Annotated in this window: 24 protein-coding genes; 12 read left to right on the top strand and 12 right to left on the bottom strand. The window is 42.3% G+C overall.

Annotated features, from left to right (window positions below; all coding sequences use genetic code 11):
• Positions 1-78: 78 nt before the first annotated feature.
• The 6 genes from MR764_RS04275 to rfbA are packed head-to-tail and all read right to left on the bottom strand — an operon-like array spanning position 79 to position 4,653.
• Positions 79-1,821: a phospho-sugar mutase gene (locus tag MR764_RS04275; protein ID WP_247978158.1), complete on the bottom strand. Its 1,743-nt coding sequence runs from the start codon at positions 1,819-1,821 to the stop codon at positions 79-81.
• 14 nt (positions 1,822-1,835) lie between these two features.
• The gene (locus tag MR764_RS04270) at positions 1,836-2,132 is read right to left on the bottom strand and encodes a type II toxin-antitoxin system RelE/ParE family toxin (RefSeq protein ID WP_247978157.1); all 297 of its coding nucleotides are present in this window, start codon (positions 2,130-2,132) and stop codon (positions 1,836-1,838) included.
• Positions 2,120-2,302 carry a hypothetical protein gene (locus tag MR764_RS04265; RefSeq protein WP_247978156.1) on the bottom strand — a complete coding sequence of 61 codons (183 nt, stop codon included), beginning with the start codon at positions 2,300-2,302 and terminating at the stop codon, positions 2,120-2,122. The genes MR764_RS04270 and MR764_RS04265 overlap by 13 nt, the downstream gene beginning before the upstream one ends.
• A gap of 40 nt (positions 2,303-2,342) precedes the next feature.
• Positions 2,343-3,212, bottom strand: coding sequence for a dTDP-4-dehydrorhamnose reductase (rfbD, locus tag MR764_RS04260; RefSeq protein WP_247978155.1), 870 nt, complete (start codon positions 3,210-3,212; stop codon positions 2,343-2,345).
• Between the two features lies 1 nt (position 3,213).
• The gene (gene rfbC / locus MR764_RS04255; protein WP_348773069.1) at positions 3,214-3,759 is read right to left on the bottom strand and encodes a dTDP-4-dehydrorhamnose 3,5-epimerase; all 546 of its coding nucleotides are present in this window, start codon (positions 3,757-3,759) and stop codon (positions 3,214-3,216) included.
• Between the two features lie 12 nt (positions 3,760-3,771).
• Entirely contained in the window at positions 3,772-4,653 is an 882-nt protein-coding gene (gene rfbA / locus MR764_RS04250) for a glucose-1-phosphate thymidylyltransferase RfbA (protein WP_247978153.1), read from the bottom strand.
• A gap of 305 nt (positions 4,654-4,958) precedes the next feature.
• On the opposite strand from rfbA, the gene rpsA reads away from it, so the two are divergent.
• Genes rpsA through MR764_RS04235 form a run of 3 tightly spaced genes read left to right on the top strand, consistent with a single transcriptional unit; the run spans position 4,959 to position 8,179 of the window.
• A complete protein-coding gene (rpsA, locus tag MR764_RS04245; protein ID WP_247978152.1) occupies positions 4,959-6,866 on the top strand; it encodes a 30S ribosomal protein S1 in 1,908 nt (635 codons plus the stop codon).
• A 40-nt stretch (positions 6,867-6,906) separates the two neighbouring features.
• Positions 6,907-7,260: an STAS domain-containing protein gene (locus tag MR764_RS04240; RefSeq protein WP_247978151.1), complete on the top strand. Its 354-nt coding sequence runs from the start codon at positions 6,907-6,909 to the stop codon at positions 7,258-7,260.
• 7 nt (positions 7,261-7,267) lie between these two features.
• Positions 7,268-8,179: a ribonuclease Z gene (locus MR764_RS04235; RefSeq protein ID WP_247978150.1), complete on the top strand. Its 912-nt coding sequence runs from the start codon at positions 7,268-7,270 to the stop codon at positions 8,177-8,179.
• A 10-nt stretch (positions 8,180-8,189) separates the two neighbouring features.
• Here the strand turns inward: MR764_RS04235 and MR764_RS04230 are convergent, their stop codons facing one another.
• On the bottom strand, positions 8,190-9,608 hold the full coding sequence (locus MR764_RS04230) for an AAA family ATPase (protein ID WP_247978149.1): 1,419 nt from the start codon (positions 9,606-9,608) through the stop codon (positions 8,190-8,192).
• Positions 9,609-9,700: 92 nt separating this feature from the next.
• Between MR764_RS04230 and MR764_RS04225 the strand changes: the two genes are divergently transcribed.
• The 3 genes from MR764_RS04225 to rsmD are packed head-to-tail and all read left to right on the top strand — an operon-like array spanning position 9,701 to position 11,683.
• A complete protein-coding gene (locus MR764_RS04225; RefSeq protein ID WP_247978148.1) occupies positions 9,701-10,333 on the top strand; it encodes a hypothetical protein in 633 nt (210 codons plus the stop codon).
• Positions 10,334-10,338: 5 nt separating this feature from the next.
• On the top strand, positions 10,339-11,145 hold the full coding sequence (locus tag MR764_RS04220) for a DUF3822 family protein (RefSeq protein ID WP_247978147.1): 807 nt from the start codon (positions 10,339-10,341) through the stop codon (positions 11,143-11,145).
• A 4-nt stretch (positions 11,146-11,149) separates the two neighbouring features.
• Positions 11,150-11,683: a 16S rRNA (guanine(966)-N(2))-methyltransferase RsmD gene (rsmD, locus tag MR764_RS04215; protein ID WP_247978146.1), complete on the top strand. Its 534-nt coding sequence runs from the start codon at positions 11,150-11,152 to the stop codon at positions 11,681-11,683.
• 82 nt (positions 11,684-11,765) lie between these two features.
• Here rsmD and MR764_RS04210 read toward each other — a convergent pair whose 3' ends face one another.
• Positions 11,766-12,374: a thioredoxin family protein gene (locus MR764_RS04210; RefSeq protein ID WP_247978145.1), complete on the bottom strand. Its 609-nt coding sequence runs from the start codon at positions 12,372-12,374 to the stop codon at positions 11,766-11,768.
• A 119-nt stretch (positions 12,375-12,493) separates the two neighbouring features.
• Here MR764_RS04210 and pdxH point away from each other — a divergent pair, with 119 nt between their 5' ends.
• Complete coding sequence (gene pdxH / locus MR764_RS04205) at positions 12,494-13,129, top strand: pyridoxamine 5'-phosphate oxidase (protein ID WP_247978144.1); 636 nt, start codon at positions 12,494-12,496, stop codon at positions 13,127-13,129.
• A gap of 1 nt (position 13,130) precedes the next feature.
• Here pdxH and MR764_RS04200 read toward each other — a convergent pair whose 3' ends face one another.
• The 4 genes from MR764_RS04200 to MR764_RS04185 all read right to left on the bottom strand — a co-directional run bounded on the left by MR764_RS04200 (position 13,131) and on the right by MR764_RS04185 (position 16,015).
• The gene (locus MR764_RS04200; RefSeq protein WP_247978143.1) at positions 13,131-13,430 is read right to left on the bottom strand and encodes a hypothetical protein; all 300 of its coding nucleotides are present in this window, start codon (positions 13,428-13,430) and stop codon (positions 13,131-13,133) included.
• Positions 13,431-13,768: 338 nt separating this feature from the next.
• Positions 13,769-14,872 (bottom strand): DNA polymerase III subunit gamma/tau, encoded by a 1,104-nt coding sequence (locus tag MR764_RS04195; RefSeq protein WP_247978142.1) that lies wholly within the window; start codon positions 14,870-14,872, stop codon positions 13,769-13,771.
• A 149-nt stretch (positions 14,873-15,021) separates the two neighbouring features.
• Positions 15,022-15,333: a hypothetical protein gene (locus tag MR764_RS04190; RefSeq protein WP_247978141.1), complete on the bottom strand. Its 312-nt coding sequence runs from the start codon at positions 15,331-15,333 to the stop codon at positions 15,022-15,024.
• A gap of 10 nt (positions 15,334-15,343) precedes the next feature.
• Entirely contained in the window at positions 15,344-16,015 is a 672-nt protein-coding gene (locus MR764_RS04185; protein WP_247978140.1) for a GPP34 family phosphoprotein, read from the bottom strand.
• Between the two features lie 108 nt (positions 16,016-16,123).
• Between MR764_RS04185 and MR764_RS04180 the strand changes: the two genes are divergently transcribed.
• The 5 genes from MR764_RS04180 (at position 16,124) to MR764_RS04160 (ending at position 20,899) form a co-directional block, all read left to right on the top strand.
• Entirely contained in the window at positions 16,124-17,158 is a 1,035-nt protein-coding gene (locus MR764_RS04180) for a low specificity L-threonine aldolase (RefSeq protein WP_247978139.1), read from the top strand.
• Between the two features lie 27 nt (positions 17,159-17,185).
• Positions 17,186-17,902 carry a rhomboid family intramembrane serine protease gene (locus MR764_RS04175; RefSeq protein ID WP_247978138.1) on the top strand — a complete coding sequence of 239 codons (717 nt, stop codon included), beginning with the start codon at positions 17,186-17,188 and terminating at the stop codon, positions 17,900-17,902.
• 91 nt (positions 17,903-17,993) lie between these two features.
• Entirely contained in the window at positions 17,994-19,310 is a 1,317-nt protein-coding gene (locus MR764_RS04170; RefSeq protein ID WP_247978137.1) for an acyloxyacyl hydrolase, read from the top strand.
• A gap of 210 nt (positions 19,311-19,520) precedes the next feature.
• Positions 19,521-20,471, top strand: coding sequence for a transcription antitermination factor NusB (gene nusB / locus MR764_RS04165; protein ID WP_247978136.1), 951 nt, complete (start codon positions 19,521-19,523; stop codon positions 20,469-20,471).
• Positions 20,468-20,899 (top strand): DUF1573 domain-containing protein, encoded by a 432-nt coding sequence (locus MR764_RS04160; RefSeq protein ID WP_247978135.1) that lies wholly within the window; start codon positions 20,468-20,470, stop codon positions 20,897-20,899. The genes nusB and MR764_RS04160 overlap by 4 nt, the downstream gene beginning before the upstream one ends.
• The last annotated feature ends 3 nt before the right edge of the window (positions 20,900-20,902 follow it).

The raw sequence follows: 20,902 nt of genomic DNA, 5'->3' as shown, positions 1-20,902 counted from the left end.
GTTTCGTTGCAGGTGGCCGGCTTTTTCGGCCACCTTACTATGTTTTAAACACAGAATATCAAGTATAATTAACAGGAACTACAGACCGAGTTCATCCATAATGGCATCGATTTTTGCATCGGCCTTTTGTTCTGCCGCATCAAAATCGGCTCTTCCTTTCAGTTCTCCCTTTACCTCGAAATAGAACTTAATTTTGGGCTCTGTTCCCGATGGACGGACCGAAATTTTTGTTCCTTCCCTGGTAAAAAACTGCAACACGTTCGAAGTGATCTTCTGATCAATCTTTTTCTCTTCTCCCGTAATCAGATTTTTAGCTACCAGCGTGGAATAATCTTTTACCCATTCCATTGGCGAACCACCCAGTTCTTTTGGCGGATCGTTGCGGAATTTGGTCATAATTTGCTGAATTTCTTCGGCACCGGTTTTTCCTTTCCGAACCACGTACTTCATTTTCTCGCGCGAGAATCCGTATTCGAGGTAAATATCCTGCAGCAGTTCGTACAACGTTTTTCCCTGATCCATTGCCCAGGCTGCAATTTCAGCCATTAACGCACACGAAGAAACAGCGTCTTTATCGCGAACAAAATCAGAAGGCATAAACCCAAAACTTTCCTCGCCACCACCGATGTATTTTTTTACACCTTCGTTTTCACGAATCACTTCAGCAATAAACTTAAATCCGGTATAAACGTCGTAATATTCGATGTTGTTTCTACGGGCTACTTCGGCAATCATTTCGGTGGAAACGATGGTTTTCACCACGAACTCGTTGCCTTTCAATTTTCCTTCTTTCTTCATGTTTACAATAATGTAATAGAAGAAAAGCAGGGCAGTCTGGTTTCCGTTTAGGATAACGTATTCACCTTTATCGTTTTTAACCGCCACACCAATTCGGTCAGCATCAGGATCGGAAGCCAATACCACATCCGCGTTTATTTCAGCAGCCTTTTTTGTTGCCATTTCCATAGCTGCGGGTTCTTCCGGGTTGGGAGAAACAACCGTTGGGAAATCACCGCTCACCACATCCTGTTCAGGAATATTGACAATGTTTGTAAATCCAAAGGCTTTTAATGCCGCAGGAATCAGTTTCACTCCCGTTCCGTGGATAGGTGTGTAAATGATCTTCATGTCTTTGTGACGTTCGATCACATCGGGCGAAATGGAAACAGCCTTAACGTTTTCAAGGAATTTGTTGTCCATCTCATCTCCCATTATTTCGATCAGCTCATCCGGTCCGTCAAACTTAATGTCTTCCGGTTTGATTTTAGCCACCTCGTTTACAATGTTCACGTCGTGCGGAGCAACAATCTGAGATCCGTCTTCCCAATACGCTTTGTAGCCGTTGTATTCTTTTGGATTGTGAGAAGCCGTCAGAATAATTCCACTCTGACAACCTAATTCGCGAATGGCAAATGAAAGCTCAGGCGTTGGGCGCAAATCTTCAAACAAATACGTCTTAATGCCGTTGGCAGCAAATATTCTGGCACTGGTTTCGGCAAACAAGCGGCTGTTGTTGCGGCAATCGTGACCAATCGCAACTTTAATTTCATCCAGGTCAGCAAAATTTACTTTCAGATAATTGCTTAATCCCTGCGTTGCAGCTCCAACAGTATAAATATTCATTCGGTTGGTGCCAACGCCCATGATGCCGCGAAGTCCACCGGTTCCGAATTCCAGGTTTCGGTAAAAAGCATCTACCAGCTCTGCCGGGTCTTCGGCATCGAGCAAGGCCTGCACCTTTTCGCGTGTTTCTGCATCGTAAGTACCAGAAAGCCACTCTTTTGCTTTCGCCTTTACTTCCAGTAATTCATTATTCTCCATTTCAATATGTTTTATTAATATTTCTCTTTTTTCAGATCTCGGGCTGAATGATGAATGGTCAAAATATCTATTCTATTCTCAGACACAATTTTGTAAATAATCCGATAGTTACGAAAAACCAACTCCCGAATTTCAGGTTCTCCAATTTCAGGAACTACTCTCCCTATTTGCATGTGTGTTTTTAGAACCTCTGTCAGTTTTCTGATTTTCATTACGTGAATCCTCGCATACTTTACCGAATCTTTTGCAATAAAATCAGCAATGTTTTTCAAATCGGATTTTGCCTGAAGGGTCCAGTTTATGTTAACCATTTTTTTATTTCATAGTCCATTTCTGCTTCCGAAACCACCTGATTGCTTTCAGATTGCCGGTTTCCGGTTTCTATTTTCTCAATCAAAATGAGCCGCTCAATCAGTTCATCAATTGAAAATTCCTCCGGGAACTTATCCATTTCAGCCAGTAATCTTGTTTTTGTCAACATCACAGATATTTTTTACAAAACGAAGTTACAAATTAAGAAATTATTCGGTCATTTTTTGAAGACAAAGCTGTAAACTGTCTCTCCAATAGGGAATCCGAATATTAAAAGTGTTCTTTATTTTCGATTTATTCAACACACTGTAATGCGGACGTTTAGTAGGTGTTGGAAACTGTTCGCTGGTTACCGGATTTACCTTGCATTTTACTCCCGCTATTTCAAAAACAGCCACTGCAAAATCGTACCAGCTGGCAACTCCTTCGTTGGAGAAATGATAAATACCCGGGACAAATCCTTTTGAATCCTTTTCCGATAAACGAATGATTTCAAGAATTGCCGCCGCCAAATCGGCAGCATTGGTTGGCGATCCAACCTGATCGAACACCACGCCCAACTCTCCTCTTTCGCGGCCTATGCGCAACATGGTTTTAACAAAATTGTTTCCGTAAACCGAATAGAGCCAGGCTGTACGAATAATTATTGATTCAGGATTTTGTGCCTGAATCTTGTTCTCTCCGTCCAACTTTGTCTGACCGTAAACTCCCAGCGGATTTACTTCATCCGTTTCGGTATACGGCTCGCAGGCATCTCCGGCAAAAACATAGTCGGTAGAAACATGAATAAGCCGGGCGCCGTATTTTTGAGTCACTTTCGCCAAAATTTCCGGCGCAAGCGCATTTACTTTTCGGGCCGTTTCACGATCTGATTCGGCTTTATCAACGGCAGTGTATGCCGCGCAATTGATCACGAAGTCGATATTTTTATCCGCGATGAATTGATCCACCGCATTTTCATTGGTTATATCTAAACTGTCGACATCGGTAAACAGAAAATCCCATCCGGGGTATTCTGTACTGAGCGTTTTGATCTCGCTCCCAAGCTGTCCGTATGCTCCGGTTACTACAATTCGCATTTTAAAATCTGAAATTCATTTGAGCTTCAACAAACTGAGGCGCCTCCCGGTCTTTCTCCGACACAACTGCCAGTTTTTCATCCACTTTCCAGTCGATATTTAACTGATGGTCAAACGGGTGAATTGATCTTTCGGCATCTTTATTATATACGTTGTCGCATTTATAGGTAAAAATAGCGGTTTCGCTCAAAACCGAAAAGCCATGTGCAAAGCCGCGCGGAATAAATAACTGTTTTTTATTATCAGCGTTTAGTTCCACGCCAAACCACTGTCCGAAAGTAGGAGAACCTGCGCGCAAATCAACCGCTACATCAAACACGGCGCCCTGAATTACCCGCACCAGTTTTGCCTGAGCAAACTCGCCAAGCTGATAATGAAGTCCCCGAACAACACCTTTTCCCGATTTCGATTCATTATCCTGAATAAAAGAAGCTCCAATTCCGGCCTCCGCATAGCGGTTTGCCTGGTAGGATTCAAAAAAATAACCTCTGCTGTCATCAAACACCTGTGGTTCAATAATCAGCAAACCCGGCAATCCGGTTTCCATTACATTCATTGATTAAAAAGAAATAATTTGTTTTTCGGCCAGGCTCAAAAGATACTGTCCGTATTGATTTTTACTTAAAGGTCTTGCCAATTCCAATAATTGATCTTTATCGATAAATCCTTTTTTAAAGGCGATTTCCTCGATACACGATACCTTTAAACCCTGCCGCTGTTCAATGGTCGCAATAAAATTCGACGCCTGCAGCAAACTGTCGTGTGTTCCGGTATCGAGCCAGGCAAATCCGCGGCCAAGAAGTTTTACATTCAGCCGGTCTTCCTGGAGATAAAGCCGGTTTAAATCGGTAATTTCGAGTTCTCCTCTTTTCGAGGGCTTTAAACTTTTGGCTTTTCCGACCACGTCGTTCGAATAAAAATACAAACCGGTAACCGCATAATTCGATTTGGGCTTTTCCGGTTTTTCTTCAATGCTGATCACTTTCGCGGTTTCGTCAAATTCAACCACTCCGTAGCGTTCCGGGTCGTTCACATAATATCCGAAAACAATGGCACCATCGTTCAAGCCGGCAGCCTGTTCAAGAATTCCGCTGAAATTGTACCCGTAAAAAATATTGTCGCCAAGAATCATACAAACATTATCGTCGCCAATAAACTCTTCACCCAAAATAAAAGCCTGTGCCAATCCATCGGGCGATGGTTGTATTACATAGGATAATTTTAATCCCAGTTGCGAACCATCGCCAAAAAGATTCTTATATAAACCAATATCTGTTGGAGTTGAAATAATCAGAATTTCGCGAATTCCGGCCAACATCAACACCGATAAAGGATAATAAATCATCGGTTTATCGTATACTGGTATTATTTGTTTTGAAATGGAACGGGTAATCGGATACAAACGCGTTCCGGAGCCTCCGGCAAGAATAATTCCTTTCATATAATACAACTTGTTTTGTTCAAAAGTTAAATACTGTGCATTAAAGTTTTCCCGGTGTTTTGAAACTCATAAGAGCCTGAACCGTTATGTAATTATGCGAGCAAATGTACCACTTTTGAGCCATTTGGCATTATTAAGTTTTTTAAAGTATCGATTCTTGTATTTAATCTGTAAACTGAAAGGTATTTTTTCGCTCAATACCAATAAAATAGCGAAAATACTTTGCGCGGATTGAATTAAGTTTTAATTTTGCGCGCGATTTTCAATCAATATAATGTCTAACTCATTAATTTATTTAGAATTACATGACAGAAGAAAAAAAAGTAAATCTTGAAGAGGAAGTAAAAAATGCTCCTGTTCAGGAAGAAGCGGCAGCAGAAGCCGTGAAAGAAGAAGTTGTTGCAGCAGCAGCAAAGGCAAAACCTGCCAAAACAGAAAACAAAACTGAAGAATTTGACTGGGCAAGCCTGGAAGTTGGCAGAGATGCTTATTCTGAAAAAGAAAGAGGCGACCTGGAAAACCTTTACAACGACACGCTGAACACCGTTTCAGAAAAAGAAGTGTTGGAAGGAACAGTAATTTCGTTGAACAAACGTGAAGTTGTTGTTGACATCGGTTACAAATCAGACGGTATCGTTAGCTTGAACGAATTCCGTTACAATCCGGAACTGAAAATAGGCGACTTGGTAGACGTTTACATCGAAAGTCTGGAAGACAAAAAAGGACAGATGATCCTGTCGCACAAAAAAGCCCGTGCTACCCGCTCTTGGGAACGTGTTAACGAAGCTTTGGAAAAAGACGAAATCATCAAAGGTTACATCAAATGCCGTACAAAAGGTGGTATGATCGTAGATGTATTCGGAATCGAAGCCTTCTTGCCCGGATCACAAATTGATGTTAAACCGATCCGCGACTACGATATTTTTGTGGGTAAAACAATGGAATTCAAAGTTGTTAAAATTAACCACGAATACCGTAACGTTGTTGTTTCTCACAAAGCGCTTATCGAAGCTGAACTGGAACAACAGAAGAAAGAAATTATCGCTAAACTTGAAAAAGGCCAGGTACTGGAAGGAATCGTTAAAAACGTTACTTCTTACGGAGTATTTATGGACCTTGGCGGTGTTGACGGATTAATCCACATTACTGACCTTTCTTGGGGACGTATTAACCATCCGAGCGAAATCGTTGAGCTGGATCAGAAACTGAATGTAGTTATTCTTGATTTCGATGACGACAAAAAACGTATCGCTCTTGGCTTGAAACAACTTACTCCTCACCCATGGGATAACCTGGATGCAGAATTGAAAGTTGGCGACAAAGTAAAAGGTAAAGTTGTTGTTATTGCCGACTACGGTGCATTTGTTGAAATTGCTCCCGGAGTTGAAGGTCTGATCCACGTTTCAGAAATGAGCTGGAGCCAGCACCTGCGCAGTGCACAAGACTTCTTAAGCGTTGGCGACGAAGTTGAAGCTGCTATCCTGACACTTGACCGTGAAGAACGCAAAATGTCACTGGGTATCAAACAACTCAAAGAAGATCCATGGTCAAACATCGATACTGAATACGGTGTTGGAACCAAACATTCTGCAACCGTTCGCAACTTCACTAACTTTGGTGTATTCGTTGAAATCACTGAAGGTGTTGACGGCTTGATCCACATCTCAGACCTGAGCTGGACCAAAAAGATCAAACACCCTTCAGAATTTACCGGAATCGGTGATGCAATTGAAGTTGTAGTTCTTGATATCGATAAAGAAAACCGTCGTTTGAGCCTTGGCCACAAACAACTGGAAGAAAATCCATGGGATGTATTCGAAACCATCTTTACACCTGATTCAATCCACGAAGGAACTGTGGTTGAGTTGATGGACAAAGGCGCTGTAATTGCCCTTCCTTACGGTGTTGAAGGTTTTGCTACTCCACGTCACCTGGTAAAAGAAGACGGTTCTTCTGTAAAACAGGATGAAAAACTGGATTTCAAAGTAATCGAATTCAACAAGTCGGCAAAACGTATCATTGTTTCTCACTCTAGAATTTCCGAAGACGTAAAACGTGCTGAAGAAACTGAGACTCGTAAAACTCAAACACGTTCGAACAAACGGACGATGAAATCGGTAAGCGATAACATCGAGAAAACGACTCTTGGCGACATCAGCGAATTGGCTGCTTTGAAAACTCAAATGGAGCAAGAAGAGAAAAAAGACAAATAAGCAGTTGGTAATATCAACCTGAATTTCGTAAATTGAAACCATGACGTTCGACATTCAGAAATGCGGATCGTATACTTTGGTAAAAGTAAACGCCGACAGATTAGATACCAACAATGCACCCGACCTAAAATCGGAATTGGTTCTTGTAAATAATGAAGGTGAGAAAAACATCGTTCTCGACTTAAGTAACGTTACTTATTGCGATTCTTCAGGTTTGAGAGCAGTTTTGGTTGCCAACAGGCTATGTGAAGATGCCATCGGAACATTTATCCTTTGTGGCCTTCAACCTGATGTGGAAAACCTGGTTAAAATTTCGATGCTGCACACAGTACTGTTAATTACAGATACTGTTGAAGAAGCCGAAAGTTTACTGGAAAAGAAAGATAACCTGTAGAACAAAAATGTCTTTCGAACTGACCATATTGGGAAGTAATTCAGCATTACCAACTTCGAACAGATATCCAACAGCCCAGGTACTTGAAGTACCTGGGTTTTGTTTTTTGATCGATTGTGGAGAAGGTACGCAAATTCAGCTGAGGCGCAACAAGATCAGTTTCAGCAAGATCAGGCATATTTTCATCTCACACCTTCACGGCGATCACTATTACGGGTTGATCGGTTTAATCTCCACCATGAACCTGATGGGGATCAAAAACGACTTGCACATTTACGCCCATTCTTCATTAAAAGACCTGATTCAGCCCCAGCTCGATTTCATCCGGGGAGACATGACGGTCAGACCGGTATTTCATCCCCTGAATTTCAAAAAGCCTCAGTTGATTTTTGAATCGAAAAAAGTAGAAGTATTGTCTTTCCCGGTGAAACACAGTCTGCCCACCTGTGGGTTCCTGTTCAGGGAAAAACAAAAACCGGCGAATATCCGCAAGGAAATGATCCAGGCATACAACATCCCCATTGCTTCCATCAAGGAGATTAAAGCAGGAGCTGATTTCACCACTTCAACCGGACAGGTTATTTCCAACACCGATCTTACGATTCCGGCACCAAAACCAACATCCTACGCCTTTTGCACCGACACGGCTTACTTTCCACCAATTGCTGAAATAATAAATGGGGTTGATTTGCTGTATCACGAAGCGACTTTTCTGGAAGAACTCCGGGAACTGGCTAACAAAACACTTCACTCCACCACAAAAGAGGCCGGTGAAATGGCCAAACTTTCGAATGCCGGCAAACTTTTGATTGGGCATTACTCTGCCCGTTATAAGGATGTTTCGCGTTTTGTACAGGAAACTCGCGAAGTGTTTCCCAATACCGAGGCTGCACAAGAAGGAAACAAATACCTGATTTAAACCCTAATCTTCAAAAAAACCCTTTATCGAAATTTACCAGGTACAATTTTTCTGAAGGGCGTGTAAAAGCAGTGTACAACCAACGATAGTATTCAGTATCAAGCATGTCTTCCACCAGGTAGCCATGATCCACAAAAACCGCTTTCCACTGCCCCCCCTGCGCTTTATGACAGGTTAAGGCATAAGCATATTTCACCTGAAGGGCATTAAAATACGGGTCCTCCTTGATTTTCTTCCATCGCTCGCGTTTGTTTCGCACCTCCTGGTAGTCTTCCGAAACCGACTCAAATAAACTTCTGTTTTGTTCGGCTGAAAGAGAGGCGGTTTCCAATGCCAGTGCATCCAAAAATATCTTACAGTCTATTTCAACATTTTCGTAATCCACAAACCGAAGACTCACATCGGCAAAGCGAAAACCATGCAACTCTTCATAACCATTAATGGTAATAATTTCAGCAATGTCGCCATTGGCAATAAATTCAATTCCGGAATCGGGAGTTGCCCAGAAATAGTTGTTTTTAACCACCATGAGCAAATCCCCTTTCTCTATTTCGTTTTCCTTGTATAAGATCGATCCGCGAATTCCCTTATTAAATAGGTTCGCCCGTTTATTGGAACGCGTAACAACTGTTGTTTCAAACAAGCCATATTTATCGTAACACGTTGCCAGTGTTTCGATCAGTTCACCCCCCGATATTTTAACAACATCGTCAAATCCTTCGATGTGTATCGGAAAAAATCCTTCAAAATCGGGAGTGTCGCCAATGATACTTCGTATTTCTGTGGCATTGCTTAAAATACCTGAGTTTTCGGCCTGGCGAACAACATCGGTGAGTTCAATTTCGCGTACTCCGAAACCATAATCTTCCAACACCGCGGCTTCCAGCGCCGGACTGATGCTTAAACCAACCGGAGGTAACTGTGCGGTGTCACCCACCAAAATCAACCGGCAGTTTACGCCCGAATAAACATATTCGAGTAAATCGTCTAAGACCCTGCCACTCCCAAAAACAGAGTTTTCGGCCAAAGCATTCGAGATCATCGATGCTTCATCTACAATGAAATAAGTATTTTTGAATAAGTTTTTATTCAAAACAAATCCGGCCATACCATCAGAAGAGGATTTTTGCCTGTAAATGGTCTTGTGAATAGTATACGCAGGTTTTCCGGTGTAGCCGGCCATAACCTTAGCTGCCCTACCCGTGGGAGCCATTAAAACCGATCTTATTTTGAGCGAATCCAGCACCTGTGTCAGCGAGTACATCATGGTTGTCTTTCCGGTACCGGCATAGCCTTTAATTAACATTAGTTCATCCGTTTCATCCGAGGCAATAAAATCAGCTAATATATTGATAAGAAGACGCTGACTCCCGGTGGGTTCGAAGGGCAATTTTGACGTGAGAAGATTTATCAGGTGATTTTTGATCATGCCGGCTAAAATAACTTTTTGTAAAGGAAGCTAATCTATTTTTTTTTATAAATTTGCAGGCAAACGAAAAATGAACCTATAAAAAAATAAAAATGAGAACCGTAATTCAGATCTTACTGGTCATTGGTGCTGTTGTTATAACTTACTTAATTTATCAAAGCGTTCAACGCCCTATTCAATTTGACAAGGCAAAAGAAGCTCGTTATGAAGCAACCATTCAAAAGCTTAAAGACATCCGAAAAGCTCAGGATGCTTATAAAAATATCCATGGACAATACACCGGAAGTTGGGACACTCTGGTTGATTTTGTAGCTCATGATTCTGTACGCAACGTAAGAGCAATTGGTGAATTAACCGATAGCATGATCGAAGCGAAAATTACGGAAAAGAAAGCTATCCAAATGGGACTGATCATCCGTGATACAGTGAAGGTTAGTGTTATTGATGCACTTTTTGGCGGAAAATACGACGCTAACAGCCTTCGTTATGTTCCGGTTCCCGGGGAACCAACTGAATTCCATTTAGCTCAAACTATTCTTACAACAGGTTCAGGTATTAAGGTTCCGGTTTTCGAAGCTAAAGCACACAACAATGTTATTCTTCGCGGATTAGATGAGCAGTTGCTAATCAACCTTAACGACCAACGTCGTACCAACGATAAATATCCCGGATTAAAAGTGGGTTCACTGGAAGAAGCTAACAACAACGCAGGAAACTGGGAATAAATCACATGTATGACTATTTAGACGAATCATTTCGTAAAGAAGAATCATCAGAATACAAATTATCCATTCAGGTTAGCCTGAATGGATTTTCTTTTTGTATCCGCAAACCCGACAACGGAAGCTTACTGGTTTTTAAACATACAGCATTAAAAATCAGTAACGAACAACTTCTTACCCGAAGGTTGGAGGACTGGATACTGGAAGAAGAACTTTTACAGCAAAAATACAAATCGCAGGAGATCATTGTACTGAGCAATCATTTCACGCTACTCCCTGCCAACCTAGACGACGAGCAAATCTACTCGGATACTATCCGATTACTGTTTTCAACTCAAACGGAAGATTATTCCATTTCGAAAATAAAGCAGTTGAATGCAAATCTTCTTTTCTTGGTGTCGCAGGAGCTGAAAAAGATGCTGAATGAGAAATTTGAAGTTTTTCAGTTAAAACATGGAGTGGAAAAACTGATTCAAAAAGAAGAATCAGAGGAAGACGGCAAACAGGTTCGTATATTCTTCGATGAAAAAGACCTGTACATTGTGTATTTCAACGAGCAAGAGCTCATGCTGTGCAACGCATTCAGTATAAAACATGCCAACGATGTTGTTTATTATGCGCTAACCGCATTAAAACAATTTCAGGTTCCCTTGAGCAACACTCCCCTGTGCATTGCAGGAAAATCGACATACATGAACGATTCGTGGCAAATGCTCGAAAAATATTTCCGCTCAGTAGATTACTTTGTCCCGTACGTAAGGCATAATACCGGAGTCGATCAAAAAACACTATCAGAATACCCGTGCTTATTTTAATGAGATGAGAATAGTTGGAGGAAAATATAAAGGAAGGATGTTTCATCCGGGAAAGAAGTTTAAAGCACGTCCGACCACCGATGTGGCCAAGGAAGGCTTGTTCAATATTCTTGAAAACCGTTACGAATTTTCAACCAAAAAAGTACTGGACCTCTTTTCCGGAACGGGAAGTATGGGTTATGAATTTGTTAGCCGTGGCAGCCGGCAGGTTACGCTGGTGGAAAGCAATTTCAACCATTACAAGTTTATCCTGGAAGTTCTGGAAGCTTTAAACATTGAAAATGCCCGAGTTTTTAAGGCCGATGTTTTTAAGTTTCTGCAGAAATCGCGCGACTCCTTCAACATCATTTTTGCAGATCCGCCATATGATTTACCGAATTTTGAAGCGGTTCCGGAAGCAGTGCTTTCGACCGATCTTCTGACTCCCGAGGGTGTTTTTATCCTAGAGCATCCGAAGGAATACGACTTTAGCACTCACCCCAGTTTCAAGGAAATGAGGCATTACGGTAAAGTTCATTTTAGCTTTTTTGAAAAATAAAAGCCCCCAACCGTAATTGAGAGCTTTCCTCCATTTCCTTTTCAATCCACTTATATCAAAGATTATCAAATGATAATCGGTATTAATCCAGTTTTCGTTTAATTCCGCAGCCAACAGGCTTGGTTTCACTTACAGCAATCTCCTTTCCACTCGACAAACTGGACATTGCATCTTTCACATAAGCCTGTTTCACATCATCGGCACTGTCGTAGTTATCATCGATGGCACCTTTATAGGCGAGTTCAAAGTCTCCGTCGAACAGGAAGGCATGAGGTGTTGTTTGGCCGCCAAAAGCATTCGCAACCTGCGAATCATCATCCACTACATAGTAAAATTGGTAGCCTTGCTTTTCGGCCTTCTCTTTCATGGCTTTCATCGAATCTTCTCCATCCCGTTTCTGATGGTTTGAATTCAAAACGATCATTCCAACTTTGTTTTTATCGGCCCAGGCTTTGATATCGTTGTACCTTCCCTCCCACTTCATCACAAAAGGGCAAGTATTGCACGAAAACAAAACCAACAGTCCATTCTCCTTTTTCACGTCGCTCAACGAAACTTTTGCTCCCGAAACATCCGTCATTTTTACATCGGTCAGAACAGCTTTATCTCCAATCGAAAGTTTTCCGGGATTGTTTCCGGCATAGCTCGAAAACACTACCAATACCATCACAAAAACCATTAACTTCTTCATAATTCTCTGTTTTAATAAAATACTTAGTTGTCTGCTATTTAAACAACCAGGAATAATTATTGGTTCATCCGGTAAACAAAAACCGATGTACATGGTTTCTTGGATGAAAACTTTTAATTATGAAGCTGGATTCGATAAGAAGAGACTACAAACGGGCATCGCTCACCAAAAAAGATTTGATCACTGATCCCACAGAATTCTTTTCAAAATGGATGCATGAAGCCCTTTCTGCTGGCCTTCGTGACGCCACCTCGATGGCGTTGTCAACCGTTGGCGAAGATGGATTTCCGCAGTCGAGAATTGTACTGCTGAAAGATTTCAATTCTGATGGATTTACCTTTTTCACCAATTACCAAAGCGAAAAAGGACGGGCTATCTCGCTGAATCCGAAAATCAGCCTTCATTTCTTTTGGCCGGAACTTGAACGCCAGGTGCGAATCTCGGGAATAGCGGAAAAAACACCGGTTCAGGCTTCGGAACAATATTTCCATTCGCGCCCGCTCGACAGCCAGATTGCAGCGGCTGTTTCGGCCCAAAGTTCGGAAGTTCCTTCCCGGGATTACCTGGAAGAGAAGTTTTCGAATTTAAAAAATCAGCTCAAGGGAAACGATCCTGAACGACCGGAACACTGGGGTGGTTACTTGGTACGTCCTGTAAAATTTGAATTCTGGCAAGGCCGCGAGAATCGTTTACACGACCGCATGGTCTACGAAAAACAAGCGGATAACTGGATTATCAAACGACTGGCTCCCTAACCTAGAAATCGAGATTCAGGGTTTGTTTCAGCAATGCTAGATTTGGATTTTTACTGGCCATCGCCTGGTAGCGTTCGACATCGGAATAGATAATCTTCTCGCGTTTGATTTCGGTGATGACGGTTTTCAAATTGATGTTTGAATTACGCAGTTCTTTTCTCAGGTACGAAACAAGTTCCGGGCGTATCTCAGCCAGCATCTCATCCTGAATACGGTTATCAATTTCAAGCAACAACGAAAAGTCTTCCAGAATTTTTGGAACGGCCGACAAAGTGGCCTTGATACTTGGACGGTCTTCCACCCTGGGAAGAAAGGCATTCCATTTCTCGGTTAACTGCTCCTGGGTAAACGCATTCGTTTCGCCGGCCTTTGAATAAAGTTCGTGCTGTTCTTTTGCAGAAATTTTCTTTTCATCATCAAATTCGCCTTTTAAAGCTCTTTTGATAGATGGAGTTCCCAGGCTTCCTTTTCTTTTTGCAACGCGTTGTACAGTAGGTGGGGGCGTTTTTGCAGTAGTTTCCGGTTGTACCGGGGTAGCTACAGGTTTCGAAGCCGGCTTCGGTGCTTGTTCTATTGAGGTTCCTCCCTGAACATCAACTCCGGTAAAAATAGGTTCCAGGATATCATCCGGGCCGTCAGCTATTTTTTTTTTAAGGTTAGCTGCGCTATCCGAATAAGAGCCAGCTCAATAAGAAGTCGTTTGTTCTGGCTGGATTTGTAGTTCATGTCGCACTCATTGGCAATCTGCAAAGCCTCCAAAAGAAAATCGCTGTTAGCGATCATTGCCTGCGCTTTATATTTCTCTTTGATTTCGCCACCGACTTCGAGCAACTGAACCGTAACGGCATCTTTACACACCAGAATATCACGCAGGTGACTGCTCAAACCGGTTATAAAATGATGACCGTCGAATCCATGATTCAGAATATCGTTGTAGATCATCAATACTTCCGTCACATTGTTCTTCAGGAATTCGTCCACCAGCCGGAAATAATAATCATAATCCAACACGTTTAGGTTGGTGATCACATCCTGGTAGGTAATTTTCTTGCCTGAAAAGCTAACGATCTGGTCGAAAATAGACAGTGCATCGCGCATGGCGCCATCGGCTTTCTGAGCAATGATGTTCAACCCGGCACTTTCCACTTCCACGCTTTCGCTTTTCGCCACATATTCCAGGTGACTGCTAATTTCAGCAACACCAATACGGTTAAAGTCGAAAATCTGACAGCGCGATAAAATCGTAGGAATGATTTTATGTTTCTCGGTGGTTGCCAAAATAAAAAGCGCATGTTTTGGCGGTTCTTCCAGCGTTTTCAGAAAAGCATTAAACGCCGCCGACGACAACATGTGAACCTCATCGATGATGTACACGCTGTATTTTCCCATCTGTGGGGGAACCCGCACCTGATCGGTCAGCGTTCGAATATCATCTACCGAGTTGTTCGATGCCGCATCCAATTCGTGGATATTAAACGAACGGCTGGTGTTGAAAGCTTTACACGATTCGCATTCGTTACAGGCTTCAGTTTCCGGAGAAAGATTGGTGCAATTGATGGTTTTGGCAAAAATACGTGCGCAGGTAGTTTTCCCCACTCCACGCGGACCACAGAACAAATAGGCATGCGCCAGCTGTTTGCTTTTGATGGCGTTTTTCAGTGTCCCTGTAATAGAGGCCTGCGCCACAACTGTTTCAAAAGAATCAGGTCTGTATTTTCTTGCCGATACGATAAAATTCTCCATAAGTGCACCCTGCTTTGCGGAAGTCCAAAGATAACCAAATCTGCCTTCAAACAGCCGATTTTTTATTAACAGTTTCCCCACATAGCCACAATCTACTGAATTCAAAGCCATTAGATGTGATGCTCGGAAAAATTAGCAAAGCATGGTATTCATTTATTGAAAAACTTACCGGGTTTTTCCTCTTCGTGTGGCACTTTTCCGTGAATATTTCCGCCCCGCCATTCGGTACGCGTATTTTTTCGTTTAAAGTGAAGATTTTTCTTTTTCTCGTGTTGAAATTCCTGCCTGAAATATTCGATCGAATACAAGGGAATAAAGATCAGAAAGAAAACAGCCAAGCCACCGATAATAACAGCGTTGGCATTGCGCGCCGTAAAAAGATGAACAAATACTGCCACTGCCTCGACCAGCAATACGCCTGGTCCTGCTACCATTAATACAATCTTTTTAAGTTTTGTCATTGTACTGTTTTTAAGATGCTGAAGTTGCAGCAACAGAAGCCGCCGCCGCTGAAGCTGCGACTGCGTGAGCAGCAGCAATGGCTTCGCGAACCGCTACCGAAACCTGATTGTCCAGCACCATTGCTTTTAAGCGCCGCCTGGCCTCCCGGCGTTGTTGGTTCTCCGAAAACAATCGGTGCAACAAGCCACCCGGCACCAAAAACGACAACAGAATAAGTTGCTCTTCGTCCCGGGTTCCTTTCATTATCAACTCCCGAATTTCAGCTTCCAGATTTCTTTGTGCCGGTATATTTACTACAAACGGTTTTTCCCATTTAAAGAAAAGAAAATGTTTTTCCTCCATGCGAATCAATCTCCGATCCACCAAACCGTTCTGAACTTCACCTCTGATGTATTTCAGCGAATAATAAAACTTACTGATCCAGCGAGATATTTTTCGCGGACTTTTTGCTTCGCTCATTTTTAACAGAAGAAAACGGTGCACTTCATTTTCTGCTTTGGTGTTCAAAACAACCATTCTTTTATCTTCAAACCTTATCTTTTTCAGTAGATAAAGCTCCATAAACAGCGCTCCCAACAATATATAATCGAGCACAGAACGACTTTGCTGACTGATTCCACCCTTACCAGGCCGGATCGCTAAAAAATATAATTTTTGAGCAAGAGGAAGTGCCGGTTCCATTTTCAATTGACTTTGATTTTTTCTTACTTTATGCGTCTTAAAAAGACCAGGAAAAATTACAAATAAACAAGCTTATATCAAACAAACATTCTTTTTAATACCAGCATCATGACGATCAGAAAAGGATTTGCAAGCGATAATAATTCGGGAATTCACCCGACCATTTTAAAAGCCATTGAGGCAGCCAACCAGGGCCATGTTAGCGGTTACGGACACGATCCATATACAGAAAAGGCTGTGGAACTTTTCAAAAAACGCTTTGGTGACGATACCGAGGTATTTTTTGTTTTTAACGGCACAGGAGCCAATGTTCTGAGCTTATCGACCATTACACAAAGCTATCATTCGATTATTTGTGCCGAAACCGCGCATATCCAGGAAGACGAATGTGGCGCAGTGGAAAAGTTTACCGGATGTAAACTGATCCCGGTGGAACCGGTGAATGGGAAAGTTACTCCTGAAGCAGTTCTGCCTCACCTGAAAGGGTTCGAATTTGAACACCATTCTCAACCCCGGGTGATCTCCATTTCGCAGGTAACAGAAATGGGCACGGTTTATCAGCCGGAAGAAATTATTGCTTTGGCCGATTTGGCGCATAAACACAATATGTTTCTGCACATGGACGGCGCACGGCTGGCCAACGCAGCGGTTTCGCTCGATCTCGATTTCAGGGCCTTTACCCGCGACAGTGGCGTTGATGTTGTTTCGTTTGGAGGAACCAAAAACGGAATGATGTCGGGCGAAGCGGTGTTGTTTTTCAATCCGAGATTAACCAAGTACACCAAATACATTCGCAAACAAAGCATGCAGCTGTTTTCAAAAATGCGGTTTACCAGCGCCCAGTTTATTGCTTACCTCGAAAATGATTTATGGAAAGAGACGGCAGCTCATTCGAACCAAATGGCGCAACTCTTAGAATCGGAGGTGGCCAAAATCCCGGAAATCAAACTCACCCAAAAAGTGGAAGCAAACGGCGTTTTTGCCATTGTTCCACCCGAAATTATTGAACCGCTGAAAGAGCAATTCTTCTTTTATATGTGGAACGAATCCATAAACGAAGTACGCTGGATGACTTCGTTTGACACGAGCGAGCAAGAGATTTATGATTTTGTGAAACTAATTAAGCAATTACTAAAAACATAAAGAAACCCGGGTTTCCCGAAGATAAAAATGAGCCTGTTCAGATATTATCCCAGCAATCCGACAAAACTGGACCCCGAAATGGAAAAACGTATCTTTTTCCACAGCCTGGTTTTCCCCGCAGCTTTTGTGCTTGCATTTTGGATTGTGGAAATCATCGAACAATCCATGGGATTTACTTTTGTACGGGCTGGAATTTATCCGTTACACTGGCAGGGCTTGCCGGGTATACTTTTAACGCCGTTTATTCACGCCGATTTTGAGCACCTGATCTCCAACTCCATCCCGTTTTTTATCCTCATGTTTATGCTCATCTATTTCTACCGGCGTGTTTCGTACCGCATTTTTTTCCAACTCTATATTTTATCGGGGATATGTGTTTGGCTCACAGGTCGGGAAGCCTGGCATATTGGCGCCAGCGGTGTGATTTACGCCATGGCAGCTTTTCACTTCGTAAGTGGCATTATCAGAAACGATGTACGCCTGCTCACCCTTTCGGTAATGGTGGTTTTTCTGTACGGTGGTTTGGTTTGGGGTTTATTGCCCATTCGTCCTGAAATATCGTGGGAAGGGCATTTATGGGGAGCCATTTCGGGTGTCGTCCTGGCTTTTTATTACCGGAAATACATCATCAGGCGTAATAAATATGACTGGGAAGAAGAAGAGGATGAAGAAGATGAAGAGTTACCGGACGATGAAAGTCAGGCGGAAAACTCTGCTGAGGATTCCGTCCGTCCGACGCATTAAACACCGTTGAATCAGGACCTGATTAAATAAAGAAAATGTATATTTGTTCCTCTTCGAATTCGGACGAATTGAATCAAACAGACTTGCAGGGATGACGATAAGCAAAAAATGGAATTTAAAAGTAGTGTTTACTTTAAAAGTTTTGCTTTTTGCTGCTGTGCTGGCAACGGCCCAGGACCAGAATTTAAACAACGTTATACAGGCTAACACAGACAAAGCAATACATCCTTCCGAAGATCTGCCTCTTGCTTCCTTGGCTCCCGAACCTGATTCATCTTTGTTTTCAGCGCCCATTTTACACCAGCTGGGCTTCGAAATTCGCCCAAGCTACATTTTGCCTACCAATCCGTTTTTGCGGGGAGAAAATGAATCATGGAATCCCATCAGGGCTTCGTTCTCCACGCACCTCAAATATGCCTTTCGTTTTTGCCCCAACACCTATACCGACAAAATATACGGAGCTGCCTATCAGGGTATCGGACTGGCCAGTTATCAATTTGGAAACACCCGGGAACTGGGAAATCCCTTTATGTTCTATTTGTTCCAGGGAGCAAGAATCAGCCAGATTAGTCCACAACTGTCGTTAAATTACGAATGGAACTTCGGTTTATCGTTTGGCTGGAAACCTTACGACTATGAAGAAAATCCACATAACACCGTAATTGGATCGAAAGCCAATGCTTACATCAATACAAATTTTTATTTCAGCTGGATACTATCGCCCAGACTGGATTTTAACACGGGGCTTTCACTCACCCATTTTTCCAACGGCAACACCAAATTTCCAAACGCCGGATTGAACACAGCGGGAGTAAAAGCCGGATTGGTGTACAATTTCAACCGGGAAAACAATTCGCATAGTTCCAACACTCAACCTCTGCTGCTCCCCGCTTTTACCAGACACATCAGCTACGATGTTGTTTTGTTTGGTTCGTGGCGCCGGACCGGTGTTGATTTTATGGACATGAAGATTGCCTCGCCCGAAGCCTACCCGGTTTTGGGTGTTTCGGTAGCGCCCATGTACAACTATGGCTATAAACTTCGGCTGGGAATGGCATTAGACGCGGTTTACGATGGCAGCGCCAATGTATACACGCAGGATTATGCCGCCGGCCCCGATCAGAAATTCTTTAAACCACCGCTGAACCAACAGGTGGCATTTGGAATTTCAGGAAGAGTTGAATACGTTATGCCCTTCTTCACCGTAGGATTGGGACTCGGGCAGAATCTGTTTCACAGCAAGGGAGATCTTAAGGCAATTTACCAGACACTAGCACTTAAAATTGAAGTTACCCGAAGCTCGTTTGTTCACATCGGCTACTGTTTAAAAGATTTTCACGAACCCAATTTCCTGATGCTGGGCGTCGGTTTTCGCTTAAACAATAAGTACCCCACATTTTACAGATAGCCAACCAAACCATTGGCTTTCAGACATTAAATTCAACTATTTCTTGTTTATTAGCAATAGAAATCATTCTCTTTGAACAGGAACCGATTCCCAAACCGTACAATACCGAGTTCACAATTTTTTTAAGTTTCGCCGTTTCGAAAAACAAGTTTATTGGTATTCAAAAAAAGATGTAATTTTGCACAAAAATATACCACGAAGTTCATTACAATGATTAGCAGAAGGATTATCCGTACCAAGGTGTTACAAGTGCTGTACGCCTATTATTCAACAGAAGATAAGTCAATCAACAACACAGAAAAAGAACTTTTCTTCTGTATCCACAAAGCCTACGACCTCTACCACTACCTGTTTTACCTGGTAATTGAAATTGCGGATTATGCCGAAAGCAGGATCGAAATCAAAAAGAACAAACATCAGCCAACCTACGAAGACTTAAATCCCAATACGAAGTTTATTTCCAACCAGGTAATTGAACAACTTCGCACTAACAAACAGCTGAATACCTACCTCGATCAGAAGAAATTGCATTGGAAAGACAATCCAGAGCTGATCAAGGAATTGTACCTGTTAATGACCGATTCAGAATCGTATAACGGTTATATGAACGACAAAACACGTTCGTACCTCGACGACCGGAAATTCATCGAAAAACTGTTTAACAAAGTAATTCTGGTTTCAGAAGACCTTTACAATGTTCTGGAAGAAAAGAGCATCTACTGGAACGACGACGTGGAGTTTGTCATTTCGATGATCACCAAAACACTGAAACGCTTTCACGAGCTTTCCGACAACGATCAGAAATTAATGCCGCTCTACAAAGACGAAGAAGACCGGCAGTTTACAAAAGACCTGTTTAGAAAGGCAATTCTAAATCACGATGAATTACGTGAACTTATTCGCGAACACTCTAAAAACTGGGATGTTGAACGAATTGCGTTTATGGATATTCTGATTATGCAGCTGGCCATTACCGAGTTCCTTTATTTCCCGACAATTCCGACAAAAGTTTCGCTGAACGAGTACATCGAATTGTCGAAGTTTTACAGCACCGAAAAAAGCCGGAATTTCATTAACGGTATTCTGGATAAAACCCTGAAAGACCTGAAACGCACCGAAAAAGTGACCAAAGCAGGCCGGGGACTGATTGGGGAAGAATGAAACGCATTGCCGGTATACTTATAATCCTGTTGACATTTTCATGCTCGGGCGGAAAAAATCAGCAAGAAAAGAGTGCTGAAAAAACAACATCCGACGAAAAAACAACAGTTGCTTTTGATCAGGAGGTGTATGATTTCGGTACGCTGAAAGCCGGCGAAATTGTGGTGTGCACATTTACATTCACCAACACCGGGAACACTGATTATCTGATCGATAGTATTGATACGGAATGTGGATGTATATCGGTTCAATTTCCACGGGAAGCCGTAAAACCTGGACAAACAGGAAACATTGAAATCGAATTCGACTCATCGGGAATGGTTGGCCGCGAATATAAGGCAATTGAAATCAAAGGAAATAGCAAGGAATTAAAACATTTAGCTATTTTTGCGATAGTCGAAAACGAATTATTGAAAATTAAATATTAAAAA

The sequence above is a fragment of the Maribellus sp. YY47 genome (assembly GCF_023111095.1).
Classification (GTDB): domain Bacteria; phylum Bacteroidota; class Bacteroidia; order Bacteroidales; family Prolixibacteraceae; genus Draconibacterium.
Note: the sequence above shows the minus strand (reverse complement) of the source record. Positions and strands in the feature narration are given on the sequence as shown.